Consider the following 16072-nt stretch of genomic DNA (forward strand, 5'->3'; position numbering starts at 1 on the left):
GTCAGTCCCTCATCAGCGCGGTGACGCGGCCGGAGCCAGCGTTTGGCGTGTAGTTGAGCAGGCGCGACAGCTCATCGGCGCTGCCCCGCACATGGCCAAGCAGGCCGTCGAAATTGATGTGCGCAACCTGCACGGTAGGGATGGTCACGCCCATGGCGGCAACCACCCGGCCACTGTGATCACGCACCGGCGCAGCGATGGTCGAGATCGATGATTCGAAAAAACCTTCGCCGCTGACATAGCCGCGCTGACGGTCGCTCTGCACCAGGTCGAACAGCTCCAGTACGGTTTTCGGTGTGCACGGCGAGTGCTGTTCCAGGTGCTCCTCCGGGTACAGCTCACGCAGCTCGGCCAGGCTCAGGTCTTCAAGGAGGATGCGCCCCAGCACCGTGGCGTGGGCCGGCAGGCGGGTGCCGACGTTGACCGCGCTGGAGAACACCGACGGCGGCGAAACCTTGGCCACGTAGACGATCGAGCGACCGTCACGCACCACCAGGTTGCTCGGGTAATTAAGGTGATCGCACAGCCGCGCCAGCAGCGGTTGACCGAGCTCGGTCAGCTCCAGCGAGGCCAGGTACTCGAAGCCCAGGCGCAGTACTGACATGCCCAGGCGGTACTCGTTGCCGCTGCGGGTGACGAAGCCCATGGTTTCCAGGGTGGTCAACAGGCGGAAGATGGTCGAGCGTGGCAGCTCCAGGCGCCGCGCCAGTTCCGGCGCGGTGAGGGTGCGGTTTTGCCGGCTGAATTCACAGAGCAGCAACAGGCCGCGCTCAAGGCCGGGGACGATGTACTTGTCCTGGTTGTCTTTCAACAGATCCGAATCATTCATAGCGCAGTACCTGTCAGGGATTCTTCGAGGGCCCGGGCAAGCAGCGTTGCCACGGCCTCGGGTTGTTCGATCGGGCTGGCGTGGCCGGCCTCGGCAATCAACGCGAACGCTGCCCCCAGGGCCTTGGCCAGGGCCTGGCAGTCCTCGGGGCGGGTGATGCTGTCAGCGGCGCCGCAATGCACTTCGCACGGCACGGCCAGGGCGGCGTAGCGCAGCAGGTCATCGCCACACAGCAACTCGATGGCCTGGCGATAGCCCTGGGGCAGCAGCCGCGCCATGTTCCATTGCACCCAGGCGCGGGCCTCGCTGCTGGCCGCTGGCGAGAGCATGTGCGCGCTGCGCTGGTTGGCCATCTGGGCGATGCCCAGTTGTTCGAGGTTGTGCAGGCGCTGGTTACGCACCTGTTGCGCCTGCTCGGCACGGGCCGGGTCACCATAGCCGCGAGCCGGGCTGATCAGCACCAGGCGCCGCACCCGTTGCGGCTGCTGCTGGGCCAGGGCCGCAGCGCTGAGGGCACCGAGGGAATGGCCGACCAGCAGGCAGTCGTCAATCTGCAGCGCATCGAGCAAATGCCGCAGGCGCCGGGCATAGTCCGCCGCCTGTGGCGCAGGGTTGGCCAGTGGGCTGGAGTCGCCGTAGCCCGGTGCATCCCAGGCAATCACCCGGGCGTGCTGGCTCAGTTGCAGCGCCACCTGCAGCCAGGACGCGGCGCCCGAGCCGATGCCATGCAACAGCACGATGGCCGGCCCGTGCCCGGCTTCGCGGATCGCCTGGGCGCCGCTTGCCAGTTGCACCAGGCGCTGGGGGAAGCGCTGCTGCAACTGGGCCGCAAGGCCGGCGAGCGAGTGGTCGGTGGCGTGCAACATCGGCTTAACCGCGCTTGATCGAGGCCAGCGGGTGCGCTGGCGGGTAGGTCGGGGTCACCGGCTTTTTCGCGCCGAGCATCACGCACATCAGCGCGTCTTCATCGCCGATGTTGATCTCTTCGCGGTACACGCCCGGCGGTACCGAAATCAGGTCGCGGTCGGTGAGCACGGTTTCGAAGCGCTCGCCGTCTTTCTCGATGATCACCTTGAGCTTGCCGCGCAACACGAAGAACACTTCCTCGACGTCGGTATGGATGTGCGGCGGGCCTTCATGACCGGCCGGGATGACCATGGTCGAGAAGGTGAAGTGCTCCGAGGGGATGGTGTTCATGTCGCTGTTGACCCCGGTGCCGCCAGTGCCGACGTAACGCATTTGCGCGCGGCGGAACTTGGGGTCGAAGTCGGCCTGGAACTTCAGCGCGTCCCAGTCGTACTTGCGGGTCTGGTAGCGGGCGATGCGGGTCTGCATCCAGCCAGCGAGGTCCGAGCCTGCGGGTTGTTCCCAGGTTTTCGCGGTGGCGTTTTGTACGGATAGGTCGGTCATGGGTTTCTCCTTGCTCAAGGCATGACGAACCCGCCGTTGACCGGCAGGGTTTGTCCAGTGATGAAACGCGACAGGTCGGACAGGGCGAACAGCACGGCGCCGCTGACGTCTTCTGGCAGTTGCGGGCGCTGAATCGCCCGTTGTTCGGTGTACAGGCGGTGGCGCGCCTCGGGCACATAGGCGGTGGCCTCGACCAGCACCAGGCCGGGGGCGATGGCATTGACGGTGATGTTGTCAGTGCCAAGTTCACGGGCCAGGCTGCGGGTCATGGCGATGATCGCGCCCTTGCTGGCGACATACGCCAGCAGGTTCGGTGCGCCCCACAGCGGGGTGTCGGAGGCCAGGTTGATCACCGCGCCCTTGGCGCTGGCGCGCAGGGCCGGCAGGCAGGCGCGGGTCATCAGCCAGGTGCCGCGCACGTTTACCTGCATGACCTGGTCCCAGGTGTCGATGTCCAGTTGCTCGCAGGTCTTGCCGCCGGAGTTGGTGATCGAGGCGTTGTTGACCAGGCCGTCGAGGCCGCCGAGCACGGCAACCGCCTCGGCGACGCAGGCAGTGATCGACTCCGGGTTGCCCAGGTCGAGGGTCACGCCGGTCACCTGCAAGCCTTGCTCGCGCAGCTCGCAGGCGGCCTGCAGCACGCGCTCCTGGAGAATATCGGCGATCACCACGCGGGCACCGGCCTGGCCGATGGCCTGGGCGAAGGCATAGCCCAGGCCACGGGCGCCACCGGTGACCAGCACGCGGCGGCCTTCGAGCATGGTTTTGAATGGGTTCATCATTGGGTACTCAGCATGGCTTTGGGCAGGTAGTGCAGGACGCGTTTCTCGGCCCAGACCACCGCGCCGTAGGCCAGCACGCCGATCAGGGTGAGCATGACGATGGCGACGAAGACCCCGGCGGTGTTGCCCTGGCCTTCAGCGTCGACCAACAGGAAGCCCAGGCCCTGGTTGCCGCCGACCAGTTCGCCGACGGTGACGCCGATCACCGCCAGGGTCGAGGCGATGCGCAGGCCCGAGAACAGCGCGGCCATGGCCGAGGGGAACTCCACCAGGCGGAAGATCTGCCAGCGGCTGGCGTTCATGGTGCGCACCAGGTTGATCATGTCCGGGTCAACGGTACGGATTGCCGAGAGCACGTTGATCATCACCGGGAAGAACACGATGAGGATGGCGATGAGGATCTTCGGGTAGATGGTGTAGCCCAGCCACATCACGAACAGCGGCGCGAAGGCGACTTTCGGGGCGATTTGCAGGGCCAGGATGTACGGCGAGAGCATGGCCTCGGCCGACGGCGACAGGCCCAGCGACACGCCGATGGCCACGCCCAGCAGGGCGCCGAGGCCAAAGCCGACGATGATCTCGAAGGCGGTGATCAGGGTGTGTTGCAGCAGGCCGCTGGACTGCCACATCACCAGGCTTTCCTGGGCCACGCGGCTCAGTTGCGGCATGACGAACTCGGGCATGCCGAGCAGGCCGGGGCCCCACTGCCAGAGCAGCAGGAACAGGATCAGCAGGGCGACGCTGCCGAGCACGGAGGTGTTGAGGTTTCTCATCGGGCTAATACCTTGTTATGCATCCAGGCTTATTGCGCGGCCGTGGTGGTTTCGATGAACTGGTTGCTGTAGAGCTCGTCGAGCTTGGGTTCCTTGGCGACGATGCCTTCGCTGACGTAGAACTTGCGCACTGCGTCCAGGCGCGCCGGGTCGATGCGCCCGAGCACGGTCTGGTTGGCGTAGACGTGCTCGACATACAGGCGCAAGGTTTTCTCCAGCGCCGCTTCCTTGCCGGCGTAGGCCGGCACGGCCTTGGCGAAGGTGGCGGCGGCGGCCTTCGGGTCCTGGATGATGTCGCGCATGCCCTGCAGGGTGGCCTGGACCACGCCGCCGACCACCTGCGGCTGGTTCTTGATGGCCTCATCCGAGGCGAGGATCGCCTGGGCCATGCTCTCGAAGATTTCGCTCTGCGGGATCAGGCTGATCTTCAGCCCGGCCTCTTCGGCATTCACCACCCAGTCCGGCACCCCGGCCATGGCCTGGGCCTTGTTGGCTGAAAACAGCTGCCACACCCCCGAGGGGCCGGCGGCCTGGATATCGACGTCGGTCTTGCTCAGGCCAGCCTTGCGCAGCGAGGCGAGCAGGGCGTAGTAGGTGGTGTCGGAGTAGGACATCACGGTCAGGGTCTTGCCCTTGAGGTCCTTGATCGACTGGATGTTCTCGCCGGCGTTGGTGGCGATCATGGTCACCCCGCCGGCACCGAGCACCGCCACCGCACGCACTGGAATGCCGTTGGCGCGGACCACGATCGGGGTGTCACCGATGGCGCCGCCGAGCATGGCGTTGCCGGCACCGATCTGCTTGGCGACATCGACTCCGCCCTTGGCGGCGATGAAGGTCAGGTCCAGGTCCCTGGCACGGTAGTAGCCCTTTTCCTTGGCGATGATCCACGGCGCAAAAGCCGGCGAGTTGGGCGGCGCGGGCAGCAGGTAGGTGACCTTGGTCGGCTCTGCCTGGGCGCTGAGCGCCAGGCCAAGGCCCAGGGCGATGACTGAAGTCTGTGCCAGGCGTTGCAGGGACTTGAACATGCGTACTCCTGAATCGGTTGATGGGCCGGTGGCCGTTGATCAATGCAGTTCGGTGTCTTCGCCGACTTTCAGCAGTTCCATCAGGCGCCCGGCCAGCGGGCCGATTTCCGGCAGCTTGCGGCGCTCCAGCGGGTTGTCGCGAAACGGCAGGTCGACAGTGATTTCTTCGATGATGGTGCCGGGGCGGGCGCTCATCACCAGCAGACGGTCGGACATGGCAATCGCCTCGACCAGGTCATGGGTGATGAACAGCGCGGTTTTCTTTTCTTCGAACAGCATCCGCGCCAGGTCCTGTTGCAGGATCATCTTGGTCTGCGCATCGAGGGCCGAGAACGGCTCGTCGAGGAACAGCACCTGCGGGTCGATGGCCAGGGTCCGGGCCAGGGCGGCGCGCTGGCGCATGCCGCCCGACAGCTGGAACGGGTAGTGGTCGGCAAAGCCTTGCAGGTGGCAGCGATTGAGCAGATCTTCGGCAATCGGCTGGCGCTTGGCGGCGGGCATGCCCTGGATTTCCAGGCCCAGCTCGACGTTGCGGCGGATGCTGCGCCAGGGCATCAAAAGGTCCTTCTGCAGCATGAAGGCGACCTTGCGCACCGGCCCGACCACCGCTTCGCCACCGACGAAAACTTCGCCTTCGCTGGGGCGGTAGAGGCCCGAGCCCATGTTGAGGATGGTGCTTTTGCCGCAACCGGACGGGCCGATGATCGACACCACCTCGCCGCGGCGGATCTTGAAGTTCACCTCGCGAATGGCAAAGGGCGCCTCGGCCTTGCCCTTGGCCGGGAAGCATTTACCGACATTGCGAAATTCGATTTCGGTCGGCTCCAGGTCTTCCTTGGAGTGCGGCGTATTCCATTGAGAGGGGATTGCGTACATCTCTTTCACAGCCATTGGGGAAGCTCTCTGGTCTGTTTTATAGGTGATACGCGGTTTAGTGCATGAACAATGCCAAATGTGTATTGGCCCTGTTTTATTTGAAAAGTGCTTATTTATTAGTGAGTTATTGGATTATCAGGAAAACTTGTTTGTTTTATATATGAAACAAGGTTTTCTATATGGCACGAAATTGCACAACAACTGCGCGTGGCAATGGCGGGTGCAATGAAAAGAGGCTTTTCTCGGTAACGCGAGTGAAGGGCTGGTTTCAGGGGTGAAACCAGAAACTGTGGAAGCTGGCTTGGCAGCTCCCACAGGAAACAGCATTAACCGGTCAGGCGCGAACCGGCTTGGCAGCCGCCGCAGGCTTGAGCACCAGCCACAACGCCACGGCAATCAACAGCCCGCCATACAGGTGCGCCATCGACAGTGGCTCGTCCAGCAGCCAGGCGCCCCACAGCACACCGAAGGCCGGGATCATGAAGGTCACGGTGCTGGATTTGACCGGGCCGATCTCGCTGATCAGGCGGAAATACAGGATGTAGGCAAAGGCGGTGCACACCAGCCCCAGGCCCAGCAACGACGCCCACACCTGCCAGCCACCCCAGCTTGCCGGTGGCTGGGTCAGCACGCTGTAGCCGAACAACGGTAACAGCAGCAAGGTCGCGCCCATCATGCTGCCCAGCGCCGACAGGCGACTGTCGAGGCCGCCTTGCTGGTCCAGCCAGCGCCGGGCGAGAAAACCGGCCAGGCCGTAGCACGCGGTCGCCGCCAGGCACGAGAGGGCACCTTGCAGCAGCTTGGCGTCGAACGCCACCGGCCCCGCGCCACTGAGAATGCCAACCCCGAACAGGCCGAGAAAGATACCGCTGAGCTTGGCCAGGGTCAGCGGTTCACGGAACAACAACGCGCCAATCAGCACGCCCATCAGCGGCGTGGTGGCATTGAAGATCGCCGAGTAGCCGGCCGGCAGCACCTGGGCGGCCACTGAATAAAGGGTGGCGGGTATCCCCGAGTTGATCATGCCCAGCACCAGGCAGGCCTTGAGCTTGCCATTGAAGTCCCAGCGCACCCGCAGCAGGGCGAGAATCACCAGCAGGCCGAGGCAGGCGATGGAGACGCGGAAAAACGCCGTCGGCAGGGTGCCGAGCACCGGCGCAATGATGCGCATGAACAGAAAGCTCGCCCCCCAGACAGCAGCAAGAATCAACAGGCGGGATATGGCGATGGGGCTCATGGGGCTCTCCGGGTCCTTTGGGGCAGGGCGCGAGTTTACGTTACATCGCAGCCTGCGCTCTCTCCCTTTCTTGCGATTGAATTCAGCACCCGGCGAGTTTGGCCGATACAGCCGCGCCAACAGGCTTTCCCTGCCCGTGGCGACTGGCTAAGCTCAGGCTTTGACATTCCCGCAGAGGTCTGACGTATGCCCCAGCAATGGCCGGCCGCCGATATCGCCCGGATGATCCTCGATGGCTTCGACGATTACCGCGAGCATTTTCGCCAGATCACCGACGGCGCCCGCGAGCGCTTCGAGCAGGCCCAGTGGCAACAGACCCAGAGCGCCTCGGCGGCGCGCATCAATCTGTATGAGGAAAAAGTCAGCGAGGTCAGCGGCTGGCTGCGCCAGGGCTTCGAGGGCGAGGTGCTGCTCGACGTCGCGCTGTGGCCGCTGGTCAAAAGTGCTTATATAGGCCTGATCGACCCGCGCCTGGACGATGAACTGTCCGAGACCTGGTACAACTCGATCTTCTGCAGCCTGTTCAGCCATGACCTGATCAGCGATGGCTGCATGTTCATCCACACCACCCGGCCCTCGCTGCGCAGCCACGAGCGGGCAGCGCAAACCCGCACCTATCGGCCACAAAGCGGCTTGAGCGCATTGCTGGCGCAGGTGTTTGCCGACTACCGTTTCGATGTGCCCTACGCGGACCTTGCCGGCGACTTGGCACGCCTCGAGGGGCAACTGCGCGAGAACCTGCCGGACTGGGTCTGCAAAGACCCGGCCCTGGCCGTCGAGCTGTTTTCCTCGGTGTTGTACCGCAACAAGGGCGCCTACCTGGTCGGGCGCCTGTACACCCAGGACGAGCAATGGCCGCTGGTGATCCCGCTGCTGCACCGCGAGGGCCACGGCGTCGAGGTCGACGCGCTGATCACCGACGAAGCCGAGGTGTCGATCATCTTCTCCTTCACCCGCTCCTATTTCATGGTCGATGTACCGGTGCCGGCCGAGTTCGTCGGCTTTCTCAAGCGCATCCTGCCGGGCAAGCACATCGCCGAGCTGTACACCTCGATCGGCTTTTACAAGCACGGCAAGTCGGAGTTCTACCGGGCGCTGATCAACCACCTGGCCGGCACCGATGACCGCTTCATCATGGCCCCGGGCGTGCGTGGCATGGTCATGAGCGTGTTTACCCTGCCGGGCTTCAACACCGTATTCAAGATCATCAAGGACCGCTTCTCGCCGTCGAAGAACGTTGACCGCGCCACGGTGATTGAAAAGTACCGGCTGGTAAAAAGCGTCGACCGCGTCGGGCGCATGGCCGATACCCAGGAGTTCTCCGATTTTCGTTTCCCCTTGAGCAAGTTCGAGCCCGAGTGCCTGGCCGAACTGCTGGAAGTGGCGCCGTCCACCGTTGAAGTGCACGGCGACACCGTGCTGATCCGCCACTGCTGGACCGAGCGGCGCATGACCCCGCTCAACCTCTACCTGGAAAACGCCAACGACGCCCAGGTACGCGAGGCCCTGGAAGACTACGGCCTGGCCATCAAGCAACTGGCGGCGGCGAACATCTTCCCCGGTGACATGCTGCTGAAGAACTTTGGCGTTACCCGGCACGGGCGGGTGGTGTTCTACGACTACGACGAAATCTGCTTTCTGACCGAGGTCAACTTCCGCTATATCCCGCCGCCGCGCACGCCAGAGGATGAAATGGCCTCAGAGCCCTGGTACTCGATCGGCCCGCTGGACGTGTTCCCCGAGGAGTTTCCACCGTTTCTGTTCGCCGATAGCGGCCAGCGCCGGTTGTTCAACCAGCTGCACGGCGAGTTGTACGACGCCGACTACTGGAAGAGCCTGCAGGCGGCGATCCGCGGCGGCAAAGTGATCGATGTGTTCCCGTACCGGCGCAAGTGCCGGGAGGGCTGAACACTGTGGGAGCGGGCTTGACCCGCGATCGAGCGCGTAGCGGTCGTATGCCAGGCAACTCCTGGTTTGCTGGCTGTACTGGCCTCATCGCGGGTCAAGCCCGCTCCTACCGTTGAATGCGGCCGCTACCCCTTCAAGCACTTCAACTCACTGAAACTCTGGCGCACCTGCGCAAGCTTCTGCTCCAGGTGCTGGCGCTGTTGTTCGCTGCTCTGCGCCATCACATCCACCAGCAAGCGCCGCGCCTCCTGCTCGGTGCGCTGGAAGGCGATCCGGTACTCAGGGGTCCACAGGCTTTCGCGCTTTTTCAAGAGGATCTCCAGGCGTGGCTCGAAGCTGTCGCTGTGGCGCTGGTCCAGCGCCGCGCTGAACTGTGCCTGCCAATGGGCGCGGTTGGCGATCCACTGGCGGTTCTGCTCGCCCAGGCCCTGGGACCAGGTCATGACTCGAAGTTTTTGCTGCGGGCTGAGCTCGCCGAGCCAGGTGCTCAAGCGTTTTTCCATACGCTCGGCGCGGCGTTCGATCTGCCGCGCCAGTGGGGTATTGACGTATTTGGCCTGGCGTTCGCGAATGTCGTCAGCAAAGGCTTCGCGCATTTCCCGCACTTGCTCGTCATCCATGCTGCGCAACAGTTCGGCGGCCGACGGAGTGATCTGGTCGGCGACCTTGGCAATCGCCTGCCGGGCTTCTTCAGTGCGTACCTGCAACTGCTGGTCGGTTATCGCATTGCGGGCGACCATCGCCTGAATGTCGTCGATCCAGGTCAGGTAGCCGGGCAGTTGCGTGCGGCAATGCCAGGCCAGTTGCTGCTTGAGCCGTTCATTGAGCCAGGTTTTTTGCTGGCGATTCATGCTCAGGTAGTCGTTGAGCGACCAGGGCACCAGCATGTCGAGGTTGCGGTAGGCCAGGTCGATGCGGTTGCAGGCGACCACCAGCAAGGCCGATATCACCAGCAACAGAACGGTGCGCAGGTACTTGGACAGGCAGGCGTACATGAGCGAATCCTTGCGAAGGCTTGCTTGTCTTTATAGAACAGGGCAAGCCTGTGCGGTTCATTTTGCTGACAGGCCGTCATCGGCGACCGGGCGCAATCGCCGCGTGAGGTGTAGAATGCCCCGCTCGCAACGAGGATTTCCGGAAATGGCTTTAGTTGGGCGTTACAACACTTTGCAAGTGGTCAAGCACACAGACTTCGGTCTGTACCTGGACGGCGGGGCGGACGGCGAAATCCTGCTGCCCAACCGTTACATCCCCAAGGACACGCCCACCGAGGTCGAGGACTGGCTGAACGTCTTCATCTACCTCGACAGCGAAGACAAGCTGATCGCCACCACGGAAAAGACCAAGTTGCAGGTCGGCGACTTCGCCAGCCTCAAGGTCAAGGAAATCAACAGCATCGGCATCTTCCTCGATTGGGGCCTGCCCAAAGACCTGCTGATGCCGTACTCCGAAGAAAAGCGCCAGATGAAGGCCGGCGAGTACTGCGTGGTGCATGCCTACCTCGACAAGCGCACCCGCCGCATCACTGCAACCGCGCGCCTGGACCGCTACCTGGACAAGGTGCCGGCCAACTATAAGGTCGGCCAGGAGGTTGATTTGCTGGTGGTTGAAGAAACCCCGATGGGCTTCAAGGCGATCATCAACAACAAGCACTGGGGCCTGATTCACAAGAACGAGGTGTTCAAGTTCCTGCGTTCGGGCAAGCAGGAGAAGGGCTACATCAAAGAGCTGCGCAGCGATGGCAAGATTGCCCTGAGCCTGCAGCCCATCGGCCAGGACCTGGCCAACAGCCTGCACGACAAGATCCTCGCCAAGCTCAAGGACGCCAATGGCGTGCTGCCGGTCAGCGACAAGAGCGACCCGCAGTTGATCAGCGATCTGTTCGGGGTCAGCAAGGGCAATTTCAAGAAGGCCATCGGTGCCTTGTACAAGGATGGCCGCATCGTCATCCACGCCGACCGCATCGAACTGGCCTGATCAGACCTGCTTGAAGCCTGCGAAACTCAGGTTCTCACCGCCTGGGCGCAGGTCTTTGAGCAGCGAGTCGCGATCGGCGCTCAGCGCCAGGCTGATGGTCGAGCGACGCTTGCCCGGGTGGCGCACTTCCATTTTTTCCTGATGGGCCTGCAGGTAGTTCACCGGCACCTTCAAATGCTGCAGCTCGTCGGTTTCGGGGGTGTGCAGCAGCAGGTTGACCCAGTCGGGCTGGCCCTTGCGCAGCAGTTTCACCGGCACATCGAACCACCACAGGCTGCGCTTGGTGTCGAGCACGGCAAACAGGGTGTTGTCGCTGTTGAGCACGGGGCGTTCCAGTTCCTGGTTGCGGCGGGCGATTGCGGTGGGTTTGTCGAGTTTCATGCAGGTTCCTACGGGTGACGCTTGAAAGGTCGCTTATTGTGCTGGCAACGCGATGAAACATAAAGCGACGTTGCTCGCTGGCCTCTCTATTGCCCCTGCGCGCTCGACAGGCGGCCGCCGAAAATAATTGAAACTCTCGCAAGCGGCCACGGGTCCACAGACTGTCGACTCTGACAGCGTGTTATTTCCCCTTCAGGAGAACTCCCATGAGTGGCACTAAAGATAAAGTCAAAGGCATGGCCAATGAAGCTGTTGGCAACATCAAGCAAGGTGTCGGCAAAGTGACCGACAATGATCGTCTGCGCGCCGAAGGCGAACTGCAGGAGCGCAAAGGCGAAGCCCAGCAAGTGGTCGGCAAGGTCAAGGATGCCGTGAAGAAGCCTTGAACCCTGTGAGCAGGGCGGGACGACGGCCATCCTCGGGTGGCCGTTGTGCTATCTGCAGCAATCAATCGCAACTTTGAGGCGATCGTCGATTAGACTTCAGGACGTACCTGTCAGATGAGTGTGTGAGGAGCCCGCCCATGAACCTCGAGCGGCGAAAGGAGACGCTATGATTTTTCCCGACCTGCGCGGCTTGCCGTTGCACCGTGTGCTGGTGCGCACGGTCAAGGAATTTCTCGATGACGAGATGTCCACCTATGCCTCGGCGCTGGCCTACCAGATGCTGTTCTCGCTGTTTCCCTTCCTGCTGTTTTTGATCGCCCTGATCGGTTTCCTGCATTTGCCCGACTTCTTCTCCTGGCTGCGCCTGCAGTCGGAACTGGTGTTGCCGCCCCAGGCGCTGGAGCAGGTCAACCCGGTGATCGACCAGTTGCAGCAGTCCAAGGGCGGCTTGCTCTCGGTGGGTATCGTCATTGCCCTGTGGACCGCTTCAGCCGGCGTGCGGCTGATGATGAGCGCCATGAACGCCGCATATGATGTGGTCGAAGGGCGCCCGGTGTGGAAGCGCATTCCGCTGTCGGTGATCTACACCGTCGGTATCGCCGGCATGCTTCTGGCGGCCGCCGCGCTGATGGTGCTGGGGCCGCAGGTGATGGAATGGATTGCCGCGCAAATCGGCATGCAGGAGTTCATCGTCACCTTGTGGACGGTGCTGCGCTGGCCGGCGATCATCATTCTGATGATGGTCGCGGTGGCGCTGATCTATTACGTAATGCCCGATGTGAAGCAGAAGTTTCGCTTCATTACCCCGGGTTCGGTACTGGCGGTGGTGGTGTGGATCATCGCCTCGTTGGGCTTTGGTTATTACGTCAAGACCTTCGCCGACTACAACGCCATGTACGGCAGTATCGGTGCGATCATTGTCCTGCTGTTGTACTTCTACATTTCTGCTGCCGTACTGCTACTGGGCGCGGAGATGAACGCGGTGATCGAGCATATGTCCGAGGAAGGCAAGGACCCTGGCGAAAAAGACTTTGATGGCGTGGCCCCTGAGCATGATAAAAAGCATGTATCCGGGCTGGGCCGTGATCACTCCCTCGATCATGAAACCACGCCTGCCAGCGAACCCCTGAGTCGAAGCCAGCATGATTCATGACATCCTGAAAATGGGAGATGAGCGCTTGTTGCGCATCGCCCCGCCGGTGCCGGCGCACATGATCGGCAGCGCCGAGCTTGAGCGGCTGATCGCCGACATGTTCGAAACCATGGAGCATGTCGGTGGCGTTGGCCTGGCCGCGCCGCAGATCGGCATCGACCTGCAACTGGTGATCTTCGGCTTCGAGCGCAGCGAGCGCTACCCGGATGCCGAGGCGGTGCCGCGAACCATTTTGCTCAACCCGCTGATCACGCCCTTGGGCACCGAGGTCGAGGACGGCTGGGAAGGCTGCCTGTCGGTGCCGGGCCTGAGGGGCGTGGTGCCACGCTACCAGCGGATTCGCTACGAAGGCATCGACCCCCAGGGCCAGCCCATCGTGCGCAACGCCGAAGGCTTTCATGCGCGGGTGGTGCAGCATGAATGCGATCACCTGATCGGCCGCCTATACCCCTCGCGCATTCACGACTTCAGCCGCTTTGGTTATACCGAGGTGCTGTTCCCTGGGCTGGACCCGGCCAGCGACGACTGAACCCGCACCATCGCCAGCAGCGGCTTGCTTTGCTGGTAGCGCTGCAGGCGCTCGGCCAGTGGCGCAGGCAGGGCGTCGGTGCTGGTGAAGGCCTGGTGGGCGTAGAAGCTTGCCAGGTCCGGGTGACAGAACAGCCAGATATTGCCTTGCAACTCAGCCAGCGCCGCGTCGATCAAGCGCCCGGCGAGCTGTTGGCCGCGCCAGGCGGGGGCAACGAACAAGCCGGTCAGCCAATGGCCGCCGGGCACTTCACTCAGGCACAAGGCGGCGACGATTTCCTCGGTCCGGGCCACCCAAAGTCGACCCTGGGCCGCTGCGCGCATGGGCGAGCCGTGGTTTCGATAGAATTTATTCAGCAAGGGCCGCTCGGGCGCAAGCAATGGGCAGTAGCGTAAACGGGTCACAGGTTTGATCTGGCAATGGCTCTACCCCGGGCTTTTACACCGCAAGTCAATCAATGTCGAGGGGCGTGCCTCGGGGTTATTGTTGCACAAGTGGTAACAGTGATTGTCCGGCTTCGTGATTTAACGGCCTGAAGTACCTTGTAAACTAACCACATCCCACAGAATAAGTTGTAGTGGGGTCGGGTCTTCGTGTTATGTCCCATCGCTTGATGTAACAACTTCTCCGCGCCCTTATTGGCAAATGAAGTCAATCGATTAGTTTGATTGCTTTGCAGGCCTATTATCATGAAACGTTTAATTGCAGTTGCCCTGGTTGCTGTTTCTTCGTTCGCCCTGGCGGATGAAATCAATACCGCCGCGGCGCAACCGGTTGTCGAGCAGTACGACTACAGCACCAACCTGGATATCGCCAAGGTCATCAGCCTGTCGACCATTCCCAATGTCTGTGAAGTGGTACCGGCAACCATGACCTACGAAGACCACCAAGGTCAGCGCCACATCATCGAATACCGCGCCATGGGCGACGGCTGCAGCAACGGCTGATACCGTTCGGCGCCTCTGGGTTGCGCATTGCAGGGCTTGAGCTAGGGTCAAACGGGTCCAGGGTGGACAGGTTTTCTTATCTCACATGGAGTGATTGCAATGAACAGCCCTGAAAAGATTCTGCGTCACGGTCGAGTGATTACCCCTGCCAGTCGCGGTTCCACGGCGATTGAGCTGAAGTTGTTGGGGGTGTCCGAAGTCAATGAAATGGAAGGCGGCAAGAACTTTCCAGACACGGTCGCCGGCCCCGTACCTGCGCCTTATCAAGACGATGTACAAAGTACAGTACCCCCGGCAGACGGCTATATCCTCAGTGGCGGTCGGCAGGATAAGCGTGATTGTGTCAACTTTACCAATGCTGAAATGAGCGCCAAGCTCGGCCATGAATTTAAATGGCCATTGCTGAACGTGACACCAGGGCAAACCTTAAAAGTCGAGTGGACTTATACGGCGCCACACCTCACCCGCGGTTATCGCTGGTTTATTACCAAGGATGGCTGGGACGAGAGTAAGCGCATCACCCGCGCGCAACTTGAAACCACGCCCTTTGCCGATGACATTTATCCCTATGTGCCGCGCTGGGCCCATACGGACAAACTCGTGGCCAAGGTCGAGCACGAGGTCAAGCTACCGGCCAACAAAAAAGGCCATCACGTAATCGTGCTGCTGTGGCTGGTCGCTGACACCGGCAACGCCTTTTACCAGGCTTTCGACGTCAACTTCCAGTAACCCGCCTCACTGGCTCTCGCGCGCCAGCAGCTCACGCTTGCGCTCCACGCCCCAGCGGTAACCCGAGAGGTTGCCGTCGCTGCGCACCACCCGGTGACACGGGATGGCCACAGCCAGGGCATTGGCCGCGCAAGCCTGGGCCACCGCGCGCACCGCCCTGGGAGAGCCGATGCGCTGAGCGATCTCGGCATAACTGGCTGTACTGCCAGCCGGGATCGCCCGCAGCGCCTGCCAGACTCGCTCCTGGAACGCCGTGCCGCGCAGGTCCAGCGGCAGGTCCAGGCCGATGCCCGGCGCTTCGATAAAGCCCACGACCCTGGCCACCAGGGTTTCGAACCCGGCGTCGCCGCCGATCAGGTTGGCCTTGGGGAATTTGTCCTGCAGGTCATTGAGCAGCGCCTGCGGATCGTCACCGAGCAGTATTGCGCAAATCCCCCGTTCACTCTGCGCCACCAGAATTGCCCCCAAGGAGCACTGGCCGATGGCAAAGCGGATGTCGGTGTTGGCGCCGCCGTCGCGATAGGCCCCCGGGGTCATGCCCAGGCGCGCGTTGCTCGATTCGTAGAAGCGGCTGTTGGAATTGAACCCGGCCTCGTAGAGGGCGTCGGTGACCGTTGCCGATTGCTGCAACTGCGTGCGGACCTTGCGCGCGCGGTGGGCCGAGGCATAGGCCTTGGGCGTCAGCCCGGTCACGGCCTTGAACACCCGGTGAAAGTGGAAAGGGCTCAGGTTCAATTGCTCGGCCAGCTGGTTCAGGCTCGGCGCCGGGTCGGCGTTTTCGATCAAAGCGCAGGCGCGGGTGACCTGGGCCCGGTGCTGTTCGGCAACGTGGGTCTGGTCGGCGCCGCGGCGCTTGCTTGGCCGGTACCCGGCGGCTTCGGCCTGTTCGGCGCTGTCGAAAAATTCGACGTTGTCGATGCGCGGCAGGCGCGAGCTACTGCTCGCCCGGCAGTACACGCCGGTGGTGCGCACGGCATAGACGAAGGCCTGGTCAGCGGCCGGGTCGCGGGCCAGGATGGCCTGCCAGCGTGGGTCGGATTCGCTGATCCGTGGTTTGCCTGTACTCATGACGGGGTGCTCCTGGCGTTGATCGATGGGTTCAGGCTACGGCTTTGGCGCTGCGGAAA

19 protein-coding genes are annotated in these 16072 nt (G+C 62.5%); 7 read left to right on the forward strand and 12 right to left on the reverse strand.

The features are described 5' to 3' along the window. Position 1: 1 nt before the first annotated feature. The 8 genes from ACIOVF_RS04855 to ACIOVF_RS04890 all read right to left on the reverse strand — a co-directional run bounded on the left by ACIOVF_RS04855 (position 2) and on the right by ACIOVF_RS04890 (position 6935). The gene (locus tag ACIOVF_RS04855) at positions 2-829 is read right to left on the reverse strand and encodes an IclR family transcriptional regulator (RefSeq protein WP_045193445.1); all 828 of its coding nucleotides are present in this window, start codon (positions 827-829) and stop codon (positions 2-4) included. Then, complete coding sequence (locus ACIOVF_RS04860; RefSeq protein ID WP_401287925.1) at positions 826-1695, reverse strand: alpha/beta fold hydrolase; 870 nt, start codon at positions 1693-1695, stop codon at positions 826-828. Before ACIOVF_RS04860 ends, ACIOVF_RS04855 begins: the two co-directional genes overlap by 4 nt. A 4-nt stretch (positions 1696-1699) precedes the next feature. Beyond that, positions 1700-2239, reverse strand: coding sequence for a cupin domain-containing protein (locus tag ACIOVF_RS04865; RefSeq protein WP_093386119.1), 540 nt, complete (start codon positions 2237-2239; stop codon positions 1700-1702). A 14-nt stretch (positions 2240-2253) separates the two neighbouring features. Then, entirely contained in the window at positions 2254-3018 is a 765-nt protein-coding gene (locus ACIOVF_RS04870) for an SDR family oxidoreductase (protein ID WP_401287928.1), read from the reverse strand. Then, on the reverse strand, positions 3018-3794 hold the full coding sequence (locus ACIOVF_RS04875) for an ABC transporter permease (RefSeq protein WP_045193442.1): 777 nt from the start codon (positions 3792-3794) through the stop codon (positions 3018-3020). The genes ACIOVF_RS04870 and ACIOVF_RS04875 overlap by 1 nt, the downstream gene beginning before the upstream one ends. Before the next feature lie 29 nt (positions 3795-3823). Further along, a complete protein-coding gene (locus ACIOVF_RS04880; protein WP_401287932.1) occupies positions 3824-4822 on the reverse strand; it encodes an ABC transporter substrate-binding protein in 999 nt (332 codons plus the stop codon). A gap of 39 nt (positions 4823-4861) precedes the next feature. Beyond that, positions 4862-5698: an ABC transporter ATP-binding protein gene (locus ACIOVF_RS04885; protein ID WP_045193440.1), complete on the reverse strand. Its 837-nt coding sequence runs from the start codon at positions 5696-5698 to the stop codon at positions 4862-4864. A 334-nt stretch (positions 5699-6032) separates the two neighbouring features. After that, positions 6033-6935: a DMT family transporter gene (locus ACIOVF_RS04890; protein WP_045193439.1), complete on the reverse strand. Its 903-nt coding sequence runs from the start codon at positions 6933-6935 to the stop codon at positions 6033-6035. A gap of 186 nt (positions 6936-7121) precedes the next feature. Here ACIOVF_RS04890 and aceK point away from each other — a divergent pair, with 186 nt between their 5' ends. Further along, positions 7122-8843 carry a bifunctional isocitrate dehydrogenase kinase/phosphatase gene (gene aceK / locus ACIOVF_RS04895; RefSeq protein WP_401287935.1) on the forward strand — a complete coding sequence of 574 codons (1722 nt, stop codon included), beginning with the start codon at positions 7122-7124 and terminating at the stop codon, positions 8841-8843. Between the two features lie 125 nt (positions 8844-8968). Here the strand turns inward: aceK and ACIOVF_RS04900 are convergent, their stop codons facing one another. Continuing rightward, entirely contained in the window at positions 8969-9838 is an 870-nt protein-coding gene (locus tag ACIOVF_RS04900; RefSeq protein WP_401287938.1) for a DUF6279 family lipoprotein, read from the reverse strand. Between the two features lie 145 nt (positions 9839-9983). Between ACIOVF_RS04900 and ACIOVF_RS04905 the strand changes: the two genes are divergently transcribed. Further along, complete coding sequence (locus ACIOVF_RS04905; protein ID WP_045193436.1) at positions 9984-10820, forward strand: S1 RNA-binding domain-containing protein; 837 nt, start codon at positions 9984-9986, stop codon at positions 10818-10820. Here ACIOVF_RS04905 and ACIOVF_RS04910 read toward each other — a convergent pair whose 3' ends face one another. Beyond that, positions 10821-11201, reverse strand: coding sequence for a hypothetical protein (locus tag ACIOVF_RS04910; RefSeq protein ID WP_038996550.1), 381 nt, complete (start codon positions 11199-11201; stop codon positions 10821-10823). It lies immediately after the preceding gene. Positions 11202-11407: 206 nt separating this feature from the next. Between ACIOVF_RS04910 and ACIOVF_RS04915 the strand changes: the two genes are divergently transcribed. The 3 genes from ACIOVF_RS04915 to def all read left to right on the forward strand — a co-directional run bounded on the left by ACIOVF_RS04915 (position 11408) and on the right by def (position 13269). Continuing rightward, positions 11408-11587, forward strand: coding sequence for a CsbD family protein (locus ACIOVF_RS04915; protein WP_045193435.1), 180 nt, complete (start codon positions 11408-11410; stop codon positions 11585-11587). A gap of 166 nt (positions 11588-11753) precedes the next feature. Next, positions 11754-12740 carry a YihY/virulence factor BrkB family protein gene (locus tag ACIOVF_RS04920; protein WP_093386097.1) on the forward strand — a complete coding sequence of 329 codons (987 nt, stop codon included), beginning with the start codon at positions 11754-11756 and terminating at the stop codon, positions 12738-12740. Beyond that, on the forward strand, positions 12730-13269 hold the full coding sequence (def, locus tag ACIOVF_RS04925) for a peptide deformylase (protein ID WP_045193433.1): 540 nt from the start codon (positions 12730-12732) through the stop codon (positions 13267-13269). The genes ACIOVF_RS04920 and def overlap by 11 nt, the downstream gene beginning before the upstream one ends. Here the strand turns inward: def and ACIOVF_RS04930 are convergent. Further along, the gene (locus ACIOVF_RS04930) at positions 13221-13673 is read right to left on the reverse strand and encodes a GNAT family N-acetyltransferase (protein ID WP_401287944.1); all 453 of its coding nucleotides are present in this window, start codon (positions 13671-13673) and stop codon (positions 13221-13223) included. The two genes, def and ACIOVF_RS04930, sit on opposite strands and share 49 nt — an antisense overlap. 285 nt (positions 13674-13958) lie before the next feature. On the opposite strand from ACIOVF_RS04930, the gene ACIOVF_RS04935 reads away from it, so the two are divergent. Both ACIOVF_RS04935 and ACIOVF_RS04940 read left to right on the forward strand, forming a co-directional pair. Continuing rightward, positions 13959-14216 carry a DUF2790 domain-containing protein gene (locus tag ACIOVF_RS04935; RefSeq protein WP_045193430.1) on the forward strand — a complete coding sequence of 86 codons (258 nt, stop codon included), beginning with the start codon at positions 13959-13961 and terminating at the stop codon, positions 14214-14216. Positions 14217-14315: 99 nt separating this feature from the next. After that, entirely contained in the window at positions 14316-14945 is a 630-nt protein-coding gene (locus ACIOVF_RS04940; RefSeq protein WP_045193429.1) for a lytic polysaccharide monooxygenase auxiliary activity family 9 protein, read from the forward strand. A 6-nt stretch (positions 14946-14951) separates the two neighbouring features. On the opposite strand, the gene ada is transcribed toward ACIOVF_RS04940, so the two are convergent. Next, a complete protein-coding gene (gene ada, locus ACIOVF_RS04945) occupies positions 14952-16013 on the reverse strand; it encodes a bifunctional DNA-binding transcriptional regulator/O6-methylguanine-DNA methyltransferase Ada (RefSeq protein ID WP_401287948.1) in 1062 nt (353 codons plus the stop codon). Positions 16014-16072: the final 59 nt, after the last annotated feature.

This window comes from Pseudomonas sp. NPDC087612, assembly GCF_044743505.1.
Taxonomy (GTDB): domain Bacteria; phylum Pseudomonadota; class Gammaproteobacteria; order Pseudomonadales; family Pseudomonadaceae; genus Aquipseudomonas.

Excerpts from the sequence above, each read along its gene's own strand:
- ACIOVF_RS04855 (WP_045193445.1), bottom strand. The coding sequence starts at position 829 with ATGAATGATTCGGATCTGTTGAAAGACAACCAGGACAAGTACATCGTC.
- ACIOVF_RS04860 (WP_401287925.1), bottom strand. The coding sequence starts at position 1,695 with ATGTTGCACGCCACCGACCACTCGCTCGCCGGCCTTGCGGCCCAGTTG.
- ACIOVF_RS04865 (WP_093386119.1), bottom strand. The coding sequence starts at position 2,239 with ATGACCGACCTATCCGTACAAAACGCCACCGCGAAAACCTGGGAACAA.
- ACIOVF_RS04870 (WP_401287928.1), bottom strand. The coding sequence starts at position 3,018 with ATGAACCCATTCAAAACCATGCTCGAAGGCCGCCGCGTGCTGGTCACC.
- ACIOVF_RS04875 (WP_045193442.1), bottom strand. The coding sequence starts at position 3,794 with ATGAGAAACCTCAACACCTCCGTGCTCGGCAGCGTCGCCCTGCTGATC.
- ACIOVF_RS04880 (WP_401287932.1), bottom strand. The coding sequence starts at position 4,822 with ATGTTCAAGTCCCTGCAACGCCTGGCACAGACTTCAGTCATCGCCCTG.
- ACIOVF_RS04885 (WP_045193440.1), bottom strand. The coding sequence starts at position 5,698 with ATGTACGCAATCCCCTCTCAATGGAATACGCCGCACTCCAAGGAAGAC.
- ACIOVF_RS04890 (WP_045193439.1), bottom strand. The coding sequence starts at position 6,935 with ATGAGCCCCATCGCCATATCCCGCCTGTTGATTCTTGCTGCTGTCTGG.
- aceK (WP_401287935.1), top strand. The coding sequence starts at position 7,122 with ATGCCCCAGCAATGGCCGGCCGCCGATATCGCCCGGATGATCCTCGAT.
- ACIOVF_RS04900 (WP_401287938.1), bottom strand. The coding sequence starts at position 9,838 with ATGTACGCCTGCCTGTCCAAGTACCTGCGCACCGTTCTGTTGCTGGTG.
- ACIOVF_RS04905 (WP_045193436.1), top strand. The coding sequence starts at position 9,984 with ATGGCTTTAGTTGGGCGTTACAACACTTTGCAAGTGGTCAAGCACACA.
- ACIOVF_RS04910 (WP_038996550.1), bottom strand. The coding sequence starts at position 11,201 with ATGAAACTCGACAAACCCACCGCAATCGCCCGCCGCAACCAGGAACTG.
- ACIOVF_RS04915 (WP_045193435.1), top strand. The coding sequence starts at position 11,408 with ATGAGTGGCACTAAAGATAAAGTCAAAGGCATGGCCAATGAAGCTGTT.
- ACIOVF_RS04920 (WP_093386097.1), top strand. The coding sequence starts at position 11,754 with ATGATTTTTCCCGACCTGCGCGGCTTGCCGTTGCACCGTGTGCTGGTG.
- def (WP_045193433.1), top strand. The coding sequence starts at position 12,730 with ATGATTCATGACATCCTGAAAATGGGAGATGAGCGCTTGTTGCGCATC.
- ACIOVF_RS04935 (WP_045193430.1), top strand. The coding sequence starts at position 13,959 with ATGAAACGTTTAATTGCAGTTGCCCTGGTTGCTGTTTCTTCGTTCGCC.
- ACIOVF_RS04940 (WP_045193429.1), top strand. The coding sequence starts at position 14,316 with ATGAACAGCCCTGAAAAGATTCTGCGTCACGGTCGAGTGATTACCCCT.
- ada (WP_401287948.1), bottom strand. The coding sequence starts at position 16,013 with ATGAGTACAGGCAAACCACGGATCAGCGAATCCGACCCACGCTGGCAG.